The organism is Paenibacillus sinopodophylli, assembly GCF_005930355.1.
Lineage (GTDB): Bacteria > Bacillota > Bacilli > Paenibacillales > Paenibacillaceae > Pristimantibacillus > Pristimantibacillus sinopodophylli.
The window spans coordinates 139,469-156,689 of record NZ_VDBO01000006.1 but is presented as its reverse complement, the minus strand read 5'-3'; the positions used below and the strand labels follow the sequence as shown (position 1 = coordinate 156,689).

Here is a 17,221-nt window from a genome sequence, read left to right as displayed (position 1 = left end):
CTACTTCATCAGACATTAAGCCGTAATTTTGACCGTTTCTGGATTGAGCCTTCTTCGTTTCATTTCGATAGCCAGCATTCTAATAAAATCGGGTTCCAACTTGAATTGGACAGCGGCATAATAGGTGTCTACCAACATTTCATCGGACAGTAGCTCCATTACTACACACCCTTTCTTCCATCCTTTGGTTAGTACTTGTTCATAGTAGCATGGCACTAATAGAAGGACAACAGCGTCAGTTATACACAAGATGTTGTGGATACGGTGTGCACAGCATGTGCATACACATCTATCGCCTAGCAAAATCAAGGTGGATAATGTGGATATAGTTATCCACAGGTCTCTTTCTCAAGCAACTCTATAAAAAACTTTAATCGAATTCTATGAATCTATTAATGGAATATATTAACGTCATTACATATATTCTGAAAATGGGCAGCCGAAACGCAGCAAAAAAGCCCCTAAGGGCTTTCTGTACAACTGCCGAATAAGCTAAGTTCGAAGCGTGCCGACTGTATCCAAGCAGATGCCGCGAAATCTCTGCCGTTTACGATTATTTTGTCCTCGTATACCTCTACGTAAAGTCCTTGACTGCCTTCTTTATACTCGTCCTCGTTTGTCCATAGATAAGCAACGGAAGAGCAATTGAAAAACGAAGCTGTTGCTCCCTCGCCAGCCATGCAAGTCAGTCCAGCCTCAAGCTCCCAGTGCGTGTGACCACTGAACATAACAGCCTCAGGATGCTTCGCAAGGATGTCCTTTAGTTCCTTATCCTGTGTAACGCCAAACCAGCCCTGAGCTTCCAGCGACCCCGCTACCGTATCCTTTAACGGCTGATGCAAGAAAACAAATTTCGGCTTGCCAGGCTCTGCCTGCTCACTTAGCTTCTCATCGAGCCATGACAGCTGCTGCTCGCTCAAGTAAGCAAAATCTTTCAAACCCTTCTCCGAGCCCAAAAATATAAAATGATAGTTTTGAAGCCACACATCATGATAAGGCCCCGACATGCCCGTGTACCGTTCATAAAGCTTTATCTGACTCGGTAAGTCGCCAAGGAATATATCATGATTGCCGTAAGTGAACCAGATTGGTGGCAATTCGGCTTTATGCGCCTCCCAAATACGGGTCACTTCCTCATACTCAGCTCGAAGTCCGCGATCCGTTACATCTCCGACATGCATAATACCGACACTATTCACAGCATGAGCAGCCACATCCTGAAGCGCTTGCCCGAAATGCTTATTATGAAGATGATCGGGGTCCTCCGTTACATGCGTATCGGTCACGACCTGAAAGCTAATGATAGGTTCTCTTCCGCGGTCTATTTCAGGCAATGCACCAGCTTCATCAGCAAGATGTTTCTCCATAAGCCCGTAACCCCTCCCTCCTATTATTAGTGGCCCTTCACACTCATATTCAATCCCACAACTCCAATAATGATAACGCCAATCCAAAGTAATCCAGAAATCGGCAGCTTCTCATGAAACACAGTGAAGCTGACCAATGTGATCAATATAATGCCAATGCCTGACCAAATCGCATAGGCAACACTAACATTCATATAAGCGAGAGCGAAGTTGAGCATTGTGAAACTGGCACCATAAAAGAGGAACATGAGTACAGAAGGCCAAAAACGAGAAAAGCCTGCCGAATATTTCATCGAAACGGTTCCAGACAGCTCCAGCACGATAGCCAGCAGTAAGAAGGTCCAGCCCCAACCTGTTTCACCCTTCATCGGAACGCCTCCTAATGCTAAGCTGCGCGTAACTGTTGATCGTTTCATCCGCATCGGCCAGCACATGCTGCCCGTCCTTAGTTCCAGCAGCTTCATGTATGCCAATGGAAACAGCTGCGCCAGCTGCACCTCCCATACGCATATCTCCATTCGTATCGCCAATGACAGCAGCGTCCGAGCAATTGATTGACAGCATCTCGCAAGCTAGATGCACCATATCGGGAAATGGCTTACCAAGCGCAACTAGATCACTCCCAACCACCGCATCGAAATAATCTCTTATGCCCATCCATGCCAAATGCTTTTCTGCTGCTTCTGTATCATCTGCGGTGACAACACCAAGCTTAATGCCTTGTTCCCTGCAGCTCGCAAGAAGGGCATGCAGATCAGGAAGCGGCTGCGCAGGGCGCAGCCGTTCGAGTTCCTCATCCGCTTCAAGCTTGCATTGCTGCACAAGCTCCATAGACTCAGCCCAGGATATGCCTGCCTGGTAGCTCTGCCAAGCAAGTACCGCATACAAATCCTGCATTGAACCCATTGCCAGCGGTCCATTCCTGTCGTAATCGGTTATTGTCCCGTCTTCGCCATGCTTCGTTCCCCATAGCCTAGGAACAAGATTAGCTTGAAAGGCAAGCCCCTTATTATGCAGCTGCTGTTCGAAAGCCTTAAATACAGCTTCGCTCCAGCAGCCCCACATAGCAATGAAGTCAAGCAGCGTTCCATCCTTATCGAACAAGATGCCTGTCACCTTGTATGCTCGATTGTGTATGATTAAGTCAGGCATATTGTTCATCACTCCTATTTCAGTCTATCGAGTTCCTTCTGCGCTGTTGCTTTCGCTTCCTTCAGCGCTTGCTCTGCGGAAACATTTCCAATTTGAACTTTATCAGCGGCAATTGTAAGCGCATCGTTGATTTTGCCTCCCGTAGGGTCTTGGAACGGAGCCGATGCGTGTGCTGCTTGCATTAACGGCACCTTAATCTGCGGATTCTGCTCGCTGAATACTTTGTAATTCTCATCCTCAAGTGCAGATGAGCGTACAGCAATGTAGCCCGTGCTAATGGACCAAGCAGCAGTATTCTCAGGTTGTGAGAAGAACGTCAGCCATTCATATGCTGCAGCCTTCTGCTCATCACTAACGCCTGCCGGTATACCCGCCATAATCGCATTTGCCACAGGCTTGCCTGCTCCAACGCCTTCCCAGCCCGGCTGTTCCATGGCAGCTACGATATTGAAGTCCAGGTCCCCTTGGTCGCCGCTTGAGCCTGTATAGCCTGCTGCATTTCCTTTCATCACATCATCAATCGTTTTATACCAATACTCCCAGCCTTGTCCGCCGGAGTGAATCGACATAATTTGATCCTCATGTATCCATTTGCGGAACAGCTCCCAAGTCTCAATCCACTCTGGCGAATCGATCATTACTGTCTTGCCATCCTCACTCAGAACAGTACCACCCTTGCTGAATACCGCATCCATCATATTATCTCTGCCCCACATCGGCTCCCAGCCGTAAAAGCTTGTTTTGCCATCCTTCTTTGTCGTCATCTTCGCAGCGGCTTCTGCAAGAGCTTCCCATGTTTTGAAGTTGTCAGGTGTTAACCCATTCTTCTCAAGCGCATCCTTCCGGTAATACATGACTTGAGTCGTTCCGTACATCGGCAGGAAGTATTGCTTATCATCCAATTGCCCTTGCTCAAGGAAAGTTTGAACGAAATCATCTTTATTAAAGGAATCATCAGAAGCGATCATCTCGCTCATATCTGCAAATAGGCCTTTCTTTGCCCACGCCATGTTGGATGAGAGTACTGCCGCTGGCGGTTGCTTCGCTGCGATTGCCGCTTGAAGCTTCTGCTCCGTCTCCGAATAGTCCGCTTGCGCGATCCCTTTCACGATAACATCCTGCTGTGAGCTGTTGAACAGCTCGATCTTTTCCTTCATTGTATCGCCGAGCTTGCCGCCTAATCCATACCAGAACTCAATGGTTACGGGCTGCTTAGGTGCCTCCGATTCAATCACTGCATTTGTTGCTGTGTTTTTTGCTTCATTTGCACCGTTTTCTACCCCATTAGCCGTGCCTGAACCTTGTCCACAAGCCGAAAGCACTGCAAAGCTCGTTGCCAGCATTAAAGCCATTCCTTTTTTCATGTTCAACATCGTATTTGATTCCTCCACTCTATTTGTATGAAACGGACTTGCATTTACTACTCCAATCAGCCTTTACTAGCGCCGGCAGACATGTTAAAGCTTTTCATAATGGTGTTCTGCGCGAATAGAAACAAAACAAGCAGCGGTGCAATCGTAAACGAGCTTGCCGCCATGATCAGCGGCCACTTCAAGCCGTAAGCCCCTCCTTCCACGAAGAAGCTTCGCAGACCGGCTGACACGAGCTGTAAATCCGGATTTTTTGTAATCAGCATCGGCCAAAAATAGTTATTATAATGATCAATGAACGTGATGAGAGCGAGCACAACAAAGGAGGATCGCGCCACCGGGACTAAAATAGACCCTAATATTCGCAAATGCGATGCTCCGTCGATCTGTCCTGCTTCTACCAGTTCATGTGACACCTGAAGAAAAGCCTGCCTGATCAAAAATATCGAAAAGACACTGACGCAATTAGATAAAATAAGCCCGGCGTACGAATCCAGCAAGTTCAGCTTTGCTAAGATCATATAACTCGGCAAGTAGACCGCTGTACTCGGGATCATGTACCCCAGCATGATGATAGCAGTAAAAGCTTTTTTCATACGAAACCGCATATGTGTAAGGGCATAAGCCATCATCGCGGAATTGATAGCCTGCAAGACGACGATCACGGCAGCAACGACGATGCTGTTCGTCAAATACCGCCAGAACGGCGCTTCCAGCCATGCTTCTAAGTAATTGCCCCATTGCGGGGAGGTTGGCCAAAGCGTCGGCGGAAACTGCCAAATCTCATCGTTCGTCTTGAGCGCGCTCGTTGCCATCCAATAGAATGGGAATGCCATAGCAGCGCTGAATAGAAGCAGAATGAGATGATGAAGTATCCTTCTAGCATTACGAATGGCTGGCAAGTCACATTTCTCCTTTCATTGCTGTTGTCATTAAGAGGTGTAGTGAACGGTTTTGCTACTTATGGCAAAAGAAACGAGCGATAAGAGCATACAGGTGAGAACAAGTACGACGGCAACAGATGATGCTTGACCAATATCAAAGGACTCGAACGCCGACTGATAATACATGTACAGCAATGTTCGTGTTGAACCCGCTGGTCCGCCTTGCGTAAGTACATTAATCTGATCGTAGGCTTGGAGCGCTGAGATCGTTTGTACAATGAATAGAAACAAGGTAGTTGGCGAGATAAGCGGAAGTGTGATGTGTCTGAGCTTGCTCCAGCTTCCTGCGCCGTCAAGATCCCCAGCTTGCAGCAGTTCGCGCGGCACGTTCTGCAGAGCTACAATATAGAACACCATAGTCCAGCCAATCAGCTTCCATATCGTGACGATCAGCACGCCTGCCAGCGCCCATTTCGTATCCTGAAGCCAGCCGACGCCATCCAAGCCGAACCAGCGGAGTACCGTATTCGCCAGTCCCACCTTAGGCTCGAGTATCCAGGACCATACGATTGATACAGCAACCGTTGGGGTAACCCAAGGCGAGAACATGAGCGTCCGATACCATGCTGCTCCCTTTAGAGAGCGATTCAGCAGCAGTGCAAGTCCCAAGCCGCCAATCATGACCGGAATTACACTTCCTAGGCAGAACAACAATGTTACGCGCAGCGACTGGTAGAATGCAGGATTATCGAACAAGTACAAGTAGTTATCCAAGCCAACAAAGGTTTTAACCGGACTCATGAAATCCCAATCTGTAAAGCTCAAGTAAAAAATCGTACCTAACGGGATAATCCAAAATATAATTAAGGGGATCATTGCCGGCAGCGTGAACAATAGTGCCTTCCATTCCTTAGCCATATCGGGGGTCATCACTCTCCTTTATTTCGTTCAATTTCTTTTTAATATTTGATATAATATCCGTATATTATTGCGTTTCACCTCTATCGTTCAAAAATTATTGTACACTCAGTGTATGACGACTGCATTATCGGAACGTCAACTCCCGTTAAAGATCTTGTAAAGAACTTAGAAAATATGAATGATGCAGGTGAGAGATATGAAACGAGCATCCCATCGTAATTCGGACGATTCAAGGGCAACACAGGAGCAAATGAGAGGTAAAATGATTGACGCCATCGCGCAAACCATGGATTTGTACGGTGCCAACTATTCTTTCGGACAACTGTACGGGGTTATGTTTTTTGAAGATAAGCCTATGACGCTTGAAGATATGAAGCAGCATATGAATATGAGCAAAAGCAATATGAGCTATGCCGTACGCTCCTTGATGGACTCAAAAATGGTCATGAAGCTGGATGAAAAGCAGGAGCGCAAAGACCTCTATGTCGCGGAAACTGACTTCTTCCAAGCTTTCCAGAACTTTTTTGCCGCCAAGCTTCAGCGTGAGATCGACGTTATGCTCGGAGCGATCAATGAGGTGATTCCCTCCCTCTCCGAGATCATTCTGACAATAGACACCCCGGAGGATGAACGCCAGCTTTGTCTAAAGGATCTGCATAAGCTTCGGCACGGCGTCGAGTACTACAACTGGCTCCAACAGTTTGTTGACGGGCTGCGCAGCGGCTCCTTCTTCCAGAAACCAAATCAGTCCGGAGAAGCTGCACCTCCACCGAAGGAATAGCGAGCTTGTCCGTTCCTATCGAGCCTAAACGACTGAATCCGTCCTAAGGCGGCAAAGCTAACGGTTCGCGTAGAATTGTAGAGAATGTTGGCGAAATAATATACTCCCCTATATTTTAAAATAGGTGTCGAAGAAGTCTGATTGACTTCCTCGACACCTATAAAGTAGTTTATGACAGTAACCAAGCTCGGCGCCTATTGCGGCCGCGTGTTGACCTCGAAGATCCAAATCTTTCCTTGCTTATCAATCCCATAATCAAAGCCCAATTGGCCAATGCCCGGATACTTCGCTTCAAGAATGCTTGTAGAGAGTACCGTGAGCTCTCTCATTTTACTTTTCTTCTCTGATACCTGTGCAGATGAGAGTGATCTACTTATTCCTTCTGCCGCCGTTACAAGCGTTCCGCCGCGGCATAAATTCGTAACGAACAGCCCGCGTTTGGCAATACGGCCAACAATAGCACGATAGACCCACCTCGTTGCTGTCTTCACGTATTTCACGCGATAATCAATCGGACGCCCATCCACCGTTGCCAAATCAATGCCTTTCTGAATCAAGTAGGACCGACCTTTACGCTGCTTGTTAAGCGAACCTATCAACGCTGCAAAACTAGCAAAACGTTTCATCTGCGAATAATAAGTATAGGCATATCCGCCTCTTTCACGGGTAACTTTAATGACACCATGACCGCCTGCGCCAACGACGGGCTTTACGACAACCATTTGATGGGAATCAAGCATGGACCTCAGGTTACTCGCCGTAAACCTTCGTGTAGGAGGAATATGCGGCGCAATGCTCGAATGTGAAAGCAAAATAGACGTCTTCGCCCATTTGCTGGCCAACTGCCTGCCCTGTTGTTCACCCATTCCAATCTAACCCCTTTCCTATCGTCTCATCCATAGCATATGACAGCATACTATCTATCTCTTGGATGAATGTCATCGGTTAGAAGCCTTTATTGCCAATTCTAGCAGCAACTGCTAGGGTATTTTGTAAGTCGCATTGCTTGGACTTCATAAAAAAACCGGCAGCCCTGAGATGGGCTTGCCGGCTTTCCTATCACGATTTCACTGCTTAATCCTGTTGTTTCTCAAGCGCAGCCTTCAGCTTATCAGCCAAGCTGTTCGATAGAGATGTATTGTCGCTATATTGCTGAATTAGCTGCTGATTTTGCTTGCGGTTAACCTTGCCGCCCTGCTTGTCACCAAGCATCTCGATTACCTGGCATGGCTTGCATTGCGCGAATTTACCCGCCTTGCCGTCCTTAATCTCCATTTTCTTATGGCAATTCGGGCAGCGCTTGTTCGAGAGCATCGGCTCTGCAGAACGGCGATATCCGCATTCACGATCTGAGCAAACGAGTGATTTACCGCGCTTTCCATTGATTTCGAGCAGCGGCTTCTCACAATCAGGACAACGCGAGTGCGTCAAGTTATGCGGCCTGTATTCCTTGCTGTCCGCAATGACCTCCGATACCCATTTGGCCGCTTGCTGACGTACGTTTATCATAAAAGCCGCTGGATCTCCCTTGCCCTTCGCAATTCGCTCCAAATCCTGCTCCCATTTGGCTGTCAGGTTCGGGCTTCTCAGCTCATTCACGACAAGCTCGATCAGTTGCTTGCCTTTGCCTGTCGGCATAAGCTTGTTCTGCGTCCGTGTAATCGTATCTGTCCCGAGCAGCTTCTCGATAATATCTGCCCTTGTTGCAGGCGTGCCAAGACTGTGCTTTTCCATTCGAGTAAGCAGTGTTGCTTCCGTAAAACGAGGCGGCGGCATCGTCCGCAGCTCGCGTATTTTCTCCTGCTTAACGGTCAGCGTCTGAGCGCTAGTGAGTGGCGGCAGCAGCTGTGAGGGCTGGCGGTCTGCTTGACCTTGCCCAGAATCTCCCGCTCCATCATCATCCTCGTCATCATCCAAGCTGGAGGCACCCACGCCTGATTGGTAGATTTCTTTCCAGCCCTTGTCCTTCTCTATTTTCCCTTTGGCATACAACTGATCCTTCCCTGCTGTGAGCACAACGCTGGTTTCATCATAGCGATAAGGCCCATAGAACAAAGCAATGAATCGTCTTACTATAAGATCGTAAAGTCTGCGCTCGTCATTGCTGAGTGCTGCCAAATTAACAAATTGCTCGGTAGGAATAATAGCATGATGATCCGTAACCTTTGAATCATCGACAATACGCTTCGTAATCAGCAGTTGTGTTCTAACCAGCTTGCGTGCAAGCTGCGCGTAAGGCCCGACGGCAATGCTCTCAAGTCTTCCCTTCAAGGTTGGAACCATGTCACTCGACAAATAACGGGAATCGGTGCGCGGATAAGTGACCAGCTTATGCTGCTCATATAGCTTCTGCAAGACGTTCGACGTCTGCTTGGCCGAGAAGCCAAGCTTCTTGTTCGCATCTCGCTGCAGCTCCGTCAGGTCATAAGCCTGAGGATGCGACTCTGACTTCTCAACCGTACGAAGCTTGCTCACCTTCGCCTGCGCACTCTTGATTCGAGCAGCTATCGCATCTGCATCCGCGCGGCTCCATACCCTGCCATCATGACCGTCCTGCTCCCTCCAGAGCGCAGAGAATGTACCGAAGTCAGCCGAGACATTCCAATAGGGCTGTGACTGGAAGGATTGAATTTCCTGTTCCCGCTCGATCATCATCGCAAGCGTTGGCGTTTGCACACGGCCCGCTGCAAGCTGAGCGTTATATTTGGTTGTTAATGCCCGCGTCACATTCAAGCCGATCAGCCAGTCCGCTTCTGCTCGGCAAACAGCCGAAGCATACAAATTGTTATAATCCTTGCCTGGTTTCAAAGCATGAAAGCCGTCTCTGATCGCCTTATCCGTCTGAGAGGAAATCCACAGCCGCTTGAAAGGCTTCCGCCAATGAACAAGCTCCATAATCCAGCGAGCGACAAGCTCACCTTCACGACCTGCGTCGGTCGCAATAATAAGCTCGCTAATATCCTGACGCTTGCATAGCTGAGCTACGGCGCGGTATTGCTGAGAGGTTTCCTTCATAATCTTTAAATTCATTTTATGTGGAAGCAGCGGCAAGTCTTCCAAATTCCATGTTTTGTATTTCGGATCATAATCTTCAGGCTCGGCTAATGTAACGAGATGTCCGAGTGCCCAAGTAACGACATATTTGGGTCCTTCCATATACCCCTTATGCTTCTGTCCACAGCCAAGCACGCGTGCGATTTCCTTCGCGACGCTCGGTTTTTCTGCTAATACAAGCGATTTCATTTCATTATTCGCTCCATTTCCATTTAGATACATCATTCACTATGACGAAACGATACCATAGGCTTACAGCCTGCGCAACGATTCTAGCGTTAATACTCTTCCATTATCAAGCAAGCTCCCCCGCTCGGCTGCTTGCTTCCTCCATTTTTGCTGCAACTATTCCCCGTGTGCTATAGTAAATGCAGCTTAGTAGAAAATAGACGAAATGCTAGGGAGTGTTGACGAATGAAGTTTCGATTTATTGCTATTATTTTTGGCGTCTTACTCGTATACAGCGGCATTTCCTTCTATATTGGCTGGAACGGCTGGCTGTTCTTATCCACACTGTTGAAGTTGGAATCCGCAGGCTGGTATACCCTATTCCTCTGCCTCATTGCTTACGCTTATTTGATCGGACGCGCCGCCTATCGAACCCCGCTGCGCCCAGTCGCCGAAGCCTTTAAGATCATTGGCTCATACTGGTTCGCTGTGCTGGAATACGCCGTTCTTATTTTGCCGCCGGCTAATGTGCTTGCTCTTATCCTAAAGGCTGCTGGCGTGAATTCCGACATTTATATTATTGGTGTAGGCAGCATCGCCTTGTTGCTTATGGCTGTACTTCTGCTTCGCGGCAGTTGGAACGCATGGAGCCCTGTCATTCGAACCTATCAGGTTACAGTGCCCAAGCCAGCGGGAGAGCTGAAGAAGCTTACCATTGCTATGGCATCTGATCTTCACCTTGGCAATATTGTTGGCAACAAGCATTTGAAACGCCTAGTTCGTACGATAGACCAAATCAAGCCAGATCTTATTCTGCTCCCTGGAGATATTCTCGATGATGATATCGAGCCTTACCTCCGCAAAAACATGTCAAGCGAGCTCGGAAAGCTAAACGCGCCTTTAGGTGTATATGCTGTAACGGGCAACCATGAATACATTGGACGCAAAGTGCCTGAATTTATCAAAGCTATGGATGAGATTGGCATACGCGTGCTTATGGATGAGTCGGCGCTTGTTGCAGACAGCTTCTATTTGATTGGACGCAAGGACAAAGCTTCCGCAGGCTTTGGAGCCGATGGGAGAATGACCATAAGAGACCTGATCTCACCGCTCGATCAATCGAAGCCGCTTATCATGCTTGATCATCAGCCCTCCGATATAGCGAAAGCTGCCGAGAACGGCATCGACATTTCCGTATCCGGTCATACGCATCGCGGCCAAATGATGCCTAACCATCTCATTACGAGACGATTGTTCGAGCTCGACTGGGGTTATTTGAAAAAGGGCGGTCTGCATGCTATTGTATCGTCCGGTTTCGGAACATGGGGACCTCCAGTCAGAATCGGCAGCCGATCTGAGGTCGTTCATATTGAAGTGGAATTTGTGACGGCATAAACCTGTCATTCGCTGCTCGGCTCCACGTAGGGGAGCACCGTTGACTGAAGCAATCCGATTAAATCCTCGTTCATATACTCGAATTCATCCGGAATGTGCAGGCAGACCACTTGTTTGCCTGCAATCTCGCTGCTGAACTTACTCTGAAGTCTGCGAACATGCTTCTTCTCCATCACAAATATAAGATCAGCCCAGCCGATGTGACCTGCATTCACTTTGATTCGGGCATTCTCCTCCGTTCCCGCCGATCTTACCTCGTGACCGCCTACTCCTTGGAAGATCGTCTCAGCCGTCAAGCTTCGCCACTTGTTTCTGCTGCAAATAAACAATAGATGAATAACGCTCACTCCTTCGCATACGACCGATATTTCTTAGGCGTTACGCCTGCGTGTTTCTTGAATGTTTTGGTGAAATGGCTCTGATCATAGAAGTGGAGTCTTGCCCAAATCTCGGATAGCGTAAGCTCTGAGGACAACAGCAGCTTTTTGGCCTCTTCAACCTTCTCTTGAAGGATGTAAGCATGAATAGGCAAGCCTGTCTCTTTCTTGAAGAGCTGAGATAAATAATTAGCGTTCAGATGCATCTTCTCTGCAAGCTGAGCAACCGTAAGCTCCTCATAAATGTGATTATAAATAAACCGTTGGCACGCCGTGACCACACGAGAATGGCTGCCAACCTGGTTATGCTTCACCCTCTCGGCGAAAGCAAGCAGCGATTCCGAACGGTACCTGACTACGCTGCGTGCATCCTTCTGCTCCTCCATCTGCTGAATGTAGAGGTCGCTCATCGTAAAAGCAATTTCGGGATGAAGGCCGCCCTCGATGGCCGCTCTGGTCGCAAGCGTAATGGCCGCGACCGTAAGATTCTTTTGACTGCGAAGGTGGCTTCTCTTGGACAATACGCCGAGATTATCCGGATCGAACATAACAAGCTCCCGCAACTGCTCCGGCTGGCCTTCCTTAATGTAATCAAACAGCTGCTTCTCCTGCGTGACATCGTGATGCAGGGCGCTTGCCTCTCTCTGACTCGATAATCTCCGATTAATATCCTGTAAAGCCCTCGGCATTTCTTGCTCCTGTTCGGTCCATGCTGCTCTGTGTTGAAGAATATCAAACACGCTTATTTCTTCTCTATATAGCAAATAATACAGCAAGACACCCGCATTCAGCAGCTTCAAACCGTTTATGACCGGTAAAGAAGCATAATAGTTTCTTGCCTCCTCTTTATCCTGTAACGGAACGACGTCATCTTGAAGGATTCCGGTGAGCGCTTCAGCGGAAAGCGCCGTGTAAACGGAAGGCCCAATAAGCATATAACCGGCAAACTCGCTCTTCCGCTCCACCTGCAAAATTACAACATTTTCAAGCGCATTTAGGATCTGGATGGACGGAAACTCCACCGAGGCTTGCTTTGCGCTGCACTGCTCCAACAGTGCCCGTACACTTTGCATCATCGTAGAATGGATTACTATGTCCGCAGAGCTTGCAAGCAGCTTTAAATCCTTGTCCACGTAATGGGAAGGTACTTGAAAGCTGCTATAGATGAGTCTGCAGATCGCTGGTATTTGATCTTCGGGTACAGCTTGCCTCATCAAGGCTCCCCCTTCGCTCCTTTTGGAACATTGCATTCAGAGATAATCATGAAAATTTACTATTTATCGATGTATTTTACCATAAATGAAGGAAACTATCCTATAAAATAAGCTTACAGCATCGAAATGTAAGCGCTATTTCCAAATCGAAGGGAGCCACTATACACATGAAACGGGATATTCGACAAATCATCGCACAGCTTACGTTAGAGGAAAAGGCCGGATTATGCTCCGGACTGAATTTTTGGCATACGAAAGCCATTGAACGTTTAAACATTCCTTCTGTCATGGTAACGGATGGGCCGCATGGGCTTCGCAAGCAAAGCGGCAGCAGCGACCATCTAGGCCTGCTCGACAGCGTTCCTGCAACCTGCTTCCCATCGGCCGCAGGACTTGCATGCTCATGGGACGTCGAATTGGTACAGGAGGTCGGCGTTGCGCTAGGCGAGGAATGTCAGGCAGAGAACGTTGCTGTCCTTCTAGGTCCAGGTGCCAACATCAAGCGCTCGCCGCTATGTGGCCGCAACTTCGAATATTTCTCGGAGGATCCGTATTTATCGACAGAGATGGCTGCAGCTCATATTAACGGGGTGCAGAGCCAAGGGGTCGGAACCTCGCTCAAGCATTTTGCCGTCAACAATCAGGAGCACCGCCGCATGACTGTAGATGCAATCGTCGATGAGAGAACGCTGCGGGAAATTTATTTGGCCAGCTTCGAAGGCGCGGTTATCAAGGCACAACCTTGGACAGTCATGTCTTCTTACAATCAGGTTAACGGTGCATTCGCTTCGGAGAACAGTCGATTGTTAACGGATATTTTGAAGAGGGAATGGGGTCATGAGGGCTTTGTCGTATCTGACTGGGGTGCTGTGAACGAGCGCGTAGCTGGACTTGCTGCAGGACTGGAGCTTGAGATGCCATCCAGCAACGGGGCAGGAGACCGTAAAATCGTCGATGCCGTGAACGCGGGTCAATTATCCATTGAAATGTTAAATGATGCAGTTGAGCGTATTCTGACCGTCGTATTCAAAGCGGTTGACAACAAGAAAGAAAACGCGGTATACGATGCTGCTGCCCACCACCTTCTAGCTAAGAAGGTTGCAGCAGAGAGCATCGTCTTATTGAAAAACGAACAGTCATTGCTGCCACTTCAGAAGAACGGTGCAGTCGCAGTGATCGGAGCCTTCGCCGAAACTCCTAGATACCAAGGCGGAGGCAGCTCGCATATTAAACCAACTAAGCTCGACAGCACGCTTGCAGAAATCATTCAAACAGCAGGGGCATCTGCACAAGTGACCTATGCGCAAGGATTCAGGCTCGAAGACGACACTGCGGACGATGAACTTATACGAGAAGCTGTAACCGCCGCAAGCCAAGCGGATGCAGCCGTATTGTTTCTTGGTCTGCCTGACCGCTTCGAATCGGAAGGCTACGACCGTCAGCATCTGAGCATTCCGGGCAACCAACTAGCACTAATTGAAGCTGTTGCAGAAGTGCAGCCGAACATCGTCGTGGTGCTCAGCAATGGCTCACCGATTAGTATGCCATGGCTTGGCAAAGCCAAAGCGGTGCTGGAAGGATATTTGGGAGGTCAAGCTGTCGGCAGTGCGATTGCCGCCTTACTGTTCGGAGATGCCAACCCTTCAGGCAAGCTTGCCGAGACGTTCCCCGTCAAGCTGAGCGACAATCCTTCGTATCTGAACTTCCCAGGCGAAGGAGATCGCGTAGAATATAGAGAGGGTATCTTCGTCGGGTATCGTTACTACGATACGAAGGAAATTGAACCGCTGTTCCCTTTCGGCTTCGGACTGAGCTACACTTCGTTCGCATACAGCAATCTTAGCGTTGACCGAACGACGCTTACGGATCAAGAGACGGTAACGGTCACCGTCGATGTTACCAACACAGGCCCTATCGCTGGCAAAGAAATCGTACAGCTTTATGTACGGGACTCGGTCAGCGCCGTCATTCGCCCAGAGAAGGAGCTGAAAGGCTTCTCCAAGATTGCACTGCAGCCCGGCGAGCGCAAAACCGTTTCATTCTCATTAAGCAAGCGCGCTTTTGCCTATTATGATGTAGCCTTGCAGGATTGGCATGTGGAAACCGGTGATTTCGATATACTCGTAGGAGCATCATCAAGAGATATCGTTTGCACGCAAACCGTACACGTACAATCAACGGTTACGATTCGAAAACAAGTTACACTGAATACAACCTTTGGCGATTTGCTTCAAGATCCGACACGAGCAGGCTTAGCCAATCAGATGCTTCAACAATTCTCAGAGGGCGGCGGCATCATGAGCTCGATGATGGAAGACGCACCTGAGATGATGACTGCGATGCTGAATTTTATGCCGCTGCGGGCAATTGCGATGTTCAGTCAAGGCGCCGTTCCGGAAGAAGCTATTCTAGCCATTGTTGCCCAGATGAACGCGGCTGAATCGTTGTAATAACCTGTTAAAATAAGCAACGTCCCTGTATCACCCAAAACTAAACAAGCTGACGCCGAAAAAGGATCGGCGCCAGCTTGCAGCATTGGGCATTTTGATTAAAGTTCTTTAAATAGTTGGAATAATACGAATATCCTTATCCAAATTGGCTAGCATCATGTAATTACGGTTGAACGTAAAAATACGTTTTATTTGGTAATAGGACATCGTTACAGCAGTAAATGCTTCGCTAAGCGAGAAATGGAGCTCCGGCCTGTCTATTAGCAGCCTACGCGTCTCCCCATCAAATTCTTGGCTGCTGGATATGACCGCGAGTCTGCCTTTACTTACCGTCTTATCCATTGCTTTCAAAAAATATTCCGCCTGCTGATAGCTGTATTCAGTACGCAGCCACTCATGAAGCTCAAATATAATGGAGCTGGTTGTTACATAATTTCGTTCCATGTCATGCAAATCCAAAAATATGGAACGGGCTTTCGCATAGCGAGGGTCATCAGCGTTCATTAAAGCGGCTAAAGCTGTGCTGTCCAGAAATATAGTATCCTGTATGTTCAAGTCATTATCCATATGTATGTACTCCTTAATCCACGAGTTTGCAAATACCATCCAAATAAAGAATCGGGTTATCTTCTTTTTGATCCACTGAAATAGTGACCAATTCGCTTGGCCTGCTTGCCAGATATTGAACAATCATTCCATTAACGATTGCTTGCACTGTGGTTTGCTGTATATCGGCGATTGACTTTAGCTCCGCATAATGCTGCGAATTGAGTTCTAACGTGTTATTTACCTGTTCTTCGCTTCTTGAAGAGATGAATTCTGTCATGGTAGATTTCGCTTTTTCAAATTGATTCTGAATGAAGCGCTTATAATTATTCACCTTCGGGATTCACTCCTTATATGATTGTTTATATAAGGATTCGTCGAACTTTGTCGATTTCAGGGGGTGGAGCCCCTTATTCATCACGGAGATGGTTTGCTTCAATCGTGTTCCGGTTTGCTTTGACATGCTTCAGCTGGGCAACAATAATGACGCTAATAATAACCAGAAGGAACCAAGAGCTGATCTTACTGAAACTCACCAGCTGCCAGGATTGATGCTGGTCAGGATATTTCCAAGCATTAAAGAATGTAGCAATATTTTCGGCCAGCCAAATGAAAAAACCAACTAAAACAAAAGCAAGCGTCAAAGGCATTCGATAAGTAATAGTACGTACCCGATATACGATCCAAGTTTTCCAAAAGACAACGAGTACTAGACCTGTCAGCATCCAACGAAAATCAGGAATGAAATGATGAGTGAAAAAGTTCAGATAGATGGCTCCACCTAATAATCCTGCTGAAGCAAGCCCTGGCCAGCCCGTCATAACCATCCTCAGTCTACGCCATATTTGACACATAAAGCTTGCAACACTAGCATACATAAATCCACTGTACAGCGGAACTCCAAGTATTTTGGTAAGCCCGGGCTCAGGATATGACCATGATCCCATTTTCACTTTATACATTTCCAGAAACAATCCTATAAGATGAAAGACACAGATAACTTTAATTTCATCGAGAGTCTCTAATCCACTTCTGAACATGAGGTATTGTACGGCAAGCAATAGGAGAAGAATGGTATCATAACGGTGAACGAACGGTATCTCTATTATACTGGAAAGTGCTAAAGTCCCAAAAATTGCAACTGGAAATATGCAACTCATCGCTTGATGATAGCCAAAATAAAGCAGCTGTATGATTGGTTTCATAGATGTAATCTCCTCGCTGTGCAGCTCTAGACTTTTCAACCTTCCGCGTCGATTGTATAAGCTTTTCTACTAACATACGCTTCAGCATTCATCCTAGTTAACTCGTCCGCACTTTCTCCTCATATCCAATGTTAAAAATAATCATATAAGCTCAATCGAATATTAAAAATAGAATTTTTCATTGTTAATGTTTCTTATTTTCGATATAGAAAGTCATCAGCCCATATAAAAAAGAGCAATGCTTTGAACAAAACCAAAAAAAGACATTTCATAATGAGAGTCCGTCTTTATGGTTATTGTTCAAGTACAATTGCTCTTTCATTGCCTGCTGAATTGG

At 47.4% G+C, this 17,221-nt stretch carries 17 protein-coding genes; 3 read left to right on the top strand and 14 right to left on the bottom strand.

The window, feature by feature from the left end:
- Positions 1–15: 15 nt before the first annotated feature.
- The 7 genes from sda to FGT79_RS20970 form a co-directional block, all read right to left on the bottom strand.
- Entirely contained in the window at positions 16–159 is a 144-nt protein-coding gene (sda, locus tag FGT79_RS21000) for a sporulation histidine kinase inhibitor Sda (protein ID WP_138754787.1), read from the bottom strand.
- A 302-nt stretch (positions 160–461) separates the two neighbouring features.
- On the bottom strand, positions 462–1,367 hold the full coding sequence (locus FGT79_RS20995; RefSeq protein ID WP_138754786.1) for a metallophosphoesterase family protein: 906 nt from the start codon (positions 1,365–1,367) through the stop codon (positions 462–464).
- Positions 1,368–1,393: 26 nt separating this feature from the next.
- Entirely contained in the window at positions 1,394–1,735 is a 342-nt protein-coding gene (locus FGT79_RS20990) for a DMT family transporter (RefSeq protein WP_138754785.1), read from the bottom strand.
- Positions 1,725–2,519, bottom strand: coding sequence for an HAD family hydrolase (locus FGT79_RS20985; protein WP_138754784.1), 795 nt, complete (start codon positions 2,517–2,519; stop codon positions 1,725–1,727). Before FGT79_RS20985 ends, FGT79_RS20990 begins: the two co-directional genes overlap by 11 nt.
- A 14-nt stretch (positions 2,520–2,533) precedes the next feature.
- Positions 2,534–3,892 (bottom strand): ABC transporter substrate-binding protein, encoded by a 1,359-nt coding sequence (locus FGT79_RS20980; protein ID WP_138754783.1) that lies wholly within the window; start codon positions 3,890–3,892, stop codon positions 2,534–2,536.
- A 56-nt stretch (positions 3,893–3,948) separates the two neighbouring features.
- Positions 3,949–4,782: a carbohydrate ABC transporter permease gene (locus FGT79_RS20975; RefSeq protein WP_246096539.1), complete on the bottom strand. Its 834-nt coding sequence runs from the start codon at positions 4,780–4,782 to the stop codon at positions 3,949–3,951.
- Between the two features lie 39 nt (positions 4,783–4,821).
- Positions 4,822–5,691 (bottom strand): carbohydrate ABC transporter permease, encoded by an 870-nt coding sequence (locus tag FGT79_RS20970; RefSeq protein WP_425465035.1) that lies wholly within the window; start codon positions 5,689–5,691, stop codon positions 4,822–4,824.
- A gap of 199 nt (positions 5,692–5,890) precedes the next feature.
- Here FGT79_RS20970 and FGT79_RS20965 point away from each other — a divergent pair, with 199 nt between their 5' ends.
- Entirely contained in the window at positions 5,891–6,475 is a 585-nt protein-coding gene (locus tag FGT79_RS20965; RefSeq protein ID WP_138754781.1) for a GbsR/MarR family transcriptional regulator, read from the top strand.
- Between the two features lie 194 nt (positions 6,476–6,669).
- On the opposite strand, the gene FGT79_RS20960 is transcribed toward FGT79_RS20965, so the two are convergent.
- Positions 6,670–7,341 carry a YheC/YheD family protein gene (locus tag FGT79_RS20960; RefSeq protein WP_138754780.1) on the bottom strand — a complete coding sequence of 224 codons (672 nt, stop codon included), beginning with the start codon at positions 7,339–7,341 and terminating at the stop codon, positions 6,670–6,672.
- A gap of 208 nt (positions 7,342–7,549) precedes the next feature.
- Positions 7,550–9,718, bottom strand: a complete 2,169-nt coding sequence (locus FGT79_RS20955; RefSeq protein ID WP_138754779.1) for a DNA topoisomerase III — start codon at positions 9,716–9,718, stop codon at positions 7,550–7,552.
- 225 nt (positions 9,719–9,943) lie between these two features.
- Between FGT79_RS20955 and FGT79_RS20950 the strand changes: the two genes are divergently transcribed.
- A complete protein-coding gene (locus FGT79_RS20950) occupies positions 9,944–11,092 on the top strand; it encodes a metallophosphoesterase (RefSeq protein WP_138754778.1) in 1,149 nt (382 codons plus the stop codon).
- Between the two features lie 5 nt (positions 11,093–11,097).
- Here the strand turns inward: FGT79_RS20950 and FGT79_RS20945 are convergent, their stop codons facing one another.
- Entirely contained in the window at positions 11,098–11,388 is a 291-nt protein-coding gene (locus FGT79_RS20945) for a low molecular weight protein tyrosine phosphatase family protein (protein WP_425465034.1), read from the bottom strand.
- A gap of 47 nt (positions 11,389–11,435) precedes the next feature.
- Complete coding sequence (locus FGT79_RS20940) at positions 11,436–12,683, bottom strand: helix-turn-helix domain-containing protein (RefSeq protein ID WP_171056355.1); 1,248 nt, start codon at positions 12,681–12,683, stop codon at positions 11,436–11,438.
- Between the two features lie 167 nt (positions 12,684–12,850).
- On the opposite strand from FGT79_RS20940, the gene FGT79_RS20935 reads away from it, so the two are divergent.
- Positions 12,851–15,133, top strand: a complete 2,283-nt coding sequence (locus FGT79_RS20935) for a beta-glucosidase family protein (protein WP_138754776.1) — start codon at positions 12,851–12,853, stop codon at positions 15,131–15,133.
- Positions 15,134–15,241: 108 nt separating this feature from the next.
- Here the strand turns inward: FGT79_RS20935 and FGT79_RS20930 are convergent, their stop codons facing one another.
- The 3 genes from FGT79_RS20930 to FGT79_RS20920 all read right to left on the bottom strand — a co-directional run bounded on the left by FGT79_RS20930 (position 15,242) and on the right by FGT79_RS20920 (position 16,884).
- On the bottom strand, positions 15,242–15,700 hold the full coding sequence (locus tag FGT79_RS20930; protein WP_138754775.1) for a type II toxin-antitoxin system VapC family toxin: 459 nt from the start codon (positions 15,698–15,700) through the stop codon (positions 15,242–15,244).
- Between the two features lie 13 nt (positions 15,701–15,713).
- Positions 15,714–16,013, bottom strand: a complete 300-nt coding sequence (locus FGT79_RS20925; RefSeq protein ID WP_138754774.1) for a hypothetical protein — start codon at positions 16,011–16,013, stop codon at positions 15,714–15,716.
- A 76-nt stretch (positions 16,014–16,089) separates the two neighbouring features.
- Entirely contained in the window at positions 16,090–16,884 is a 795-nt protein-coding gene (locus tag FGT79_RS20920; protein ID WP_171056354.1) for a DUF817 domain-containing protein, read from the bottom strand.
- Between the last annotated feature and the right edge of the window lie 337 nt (positions 16,885–17,221).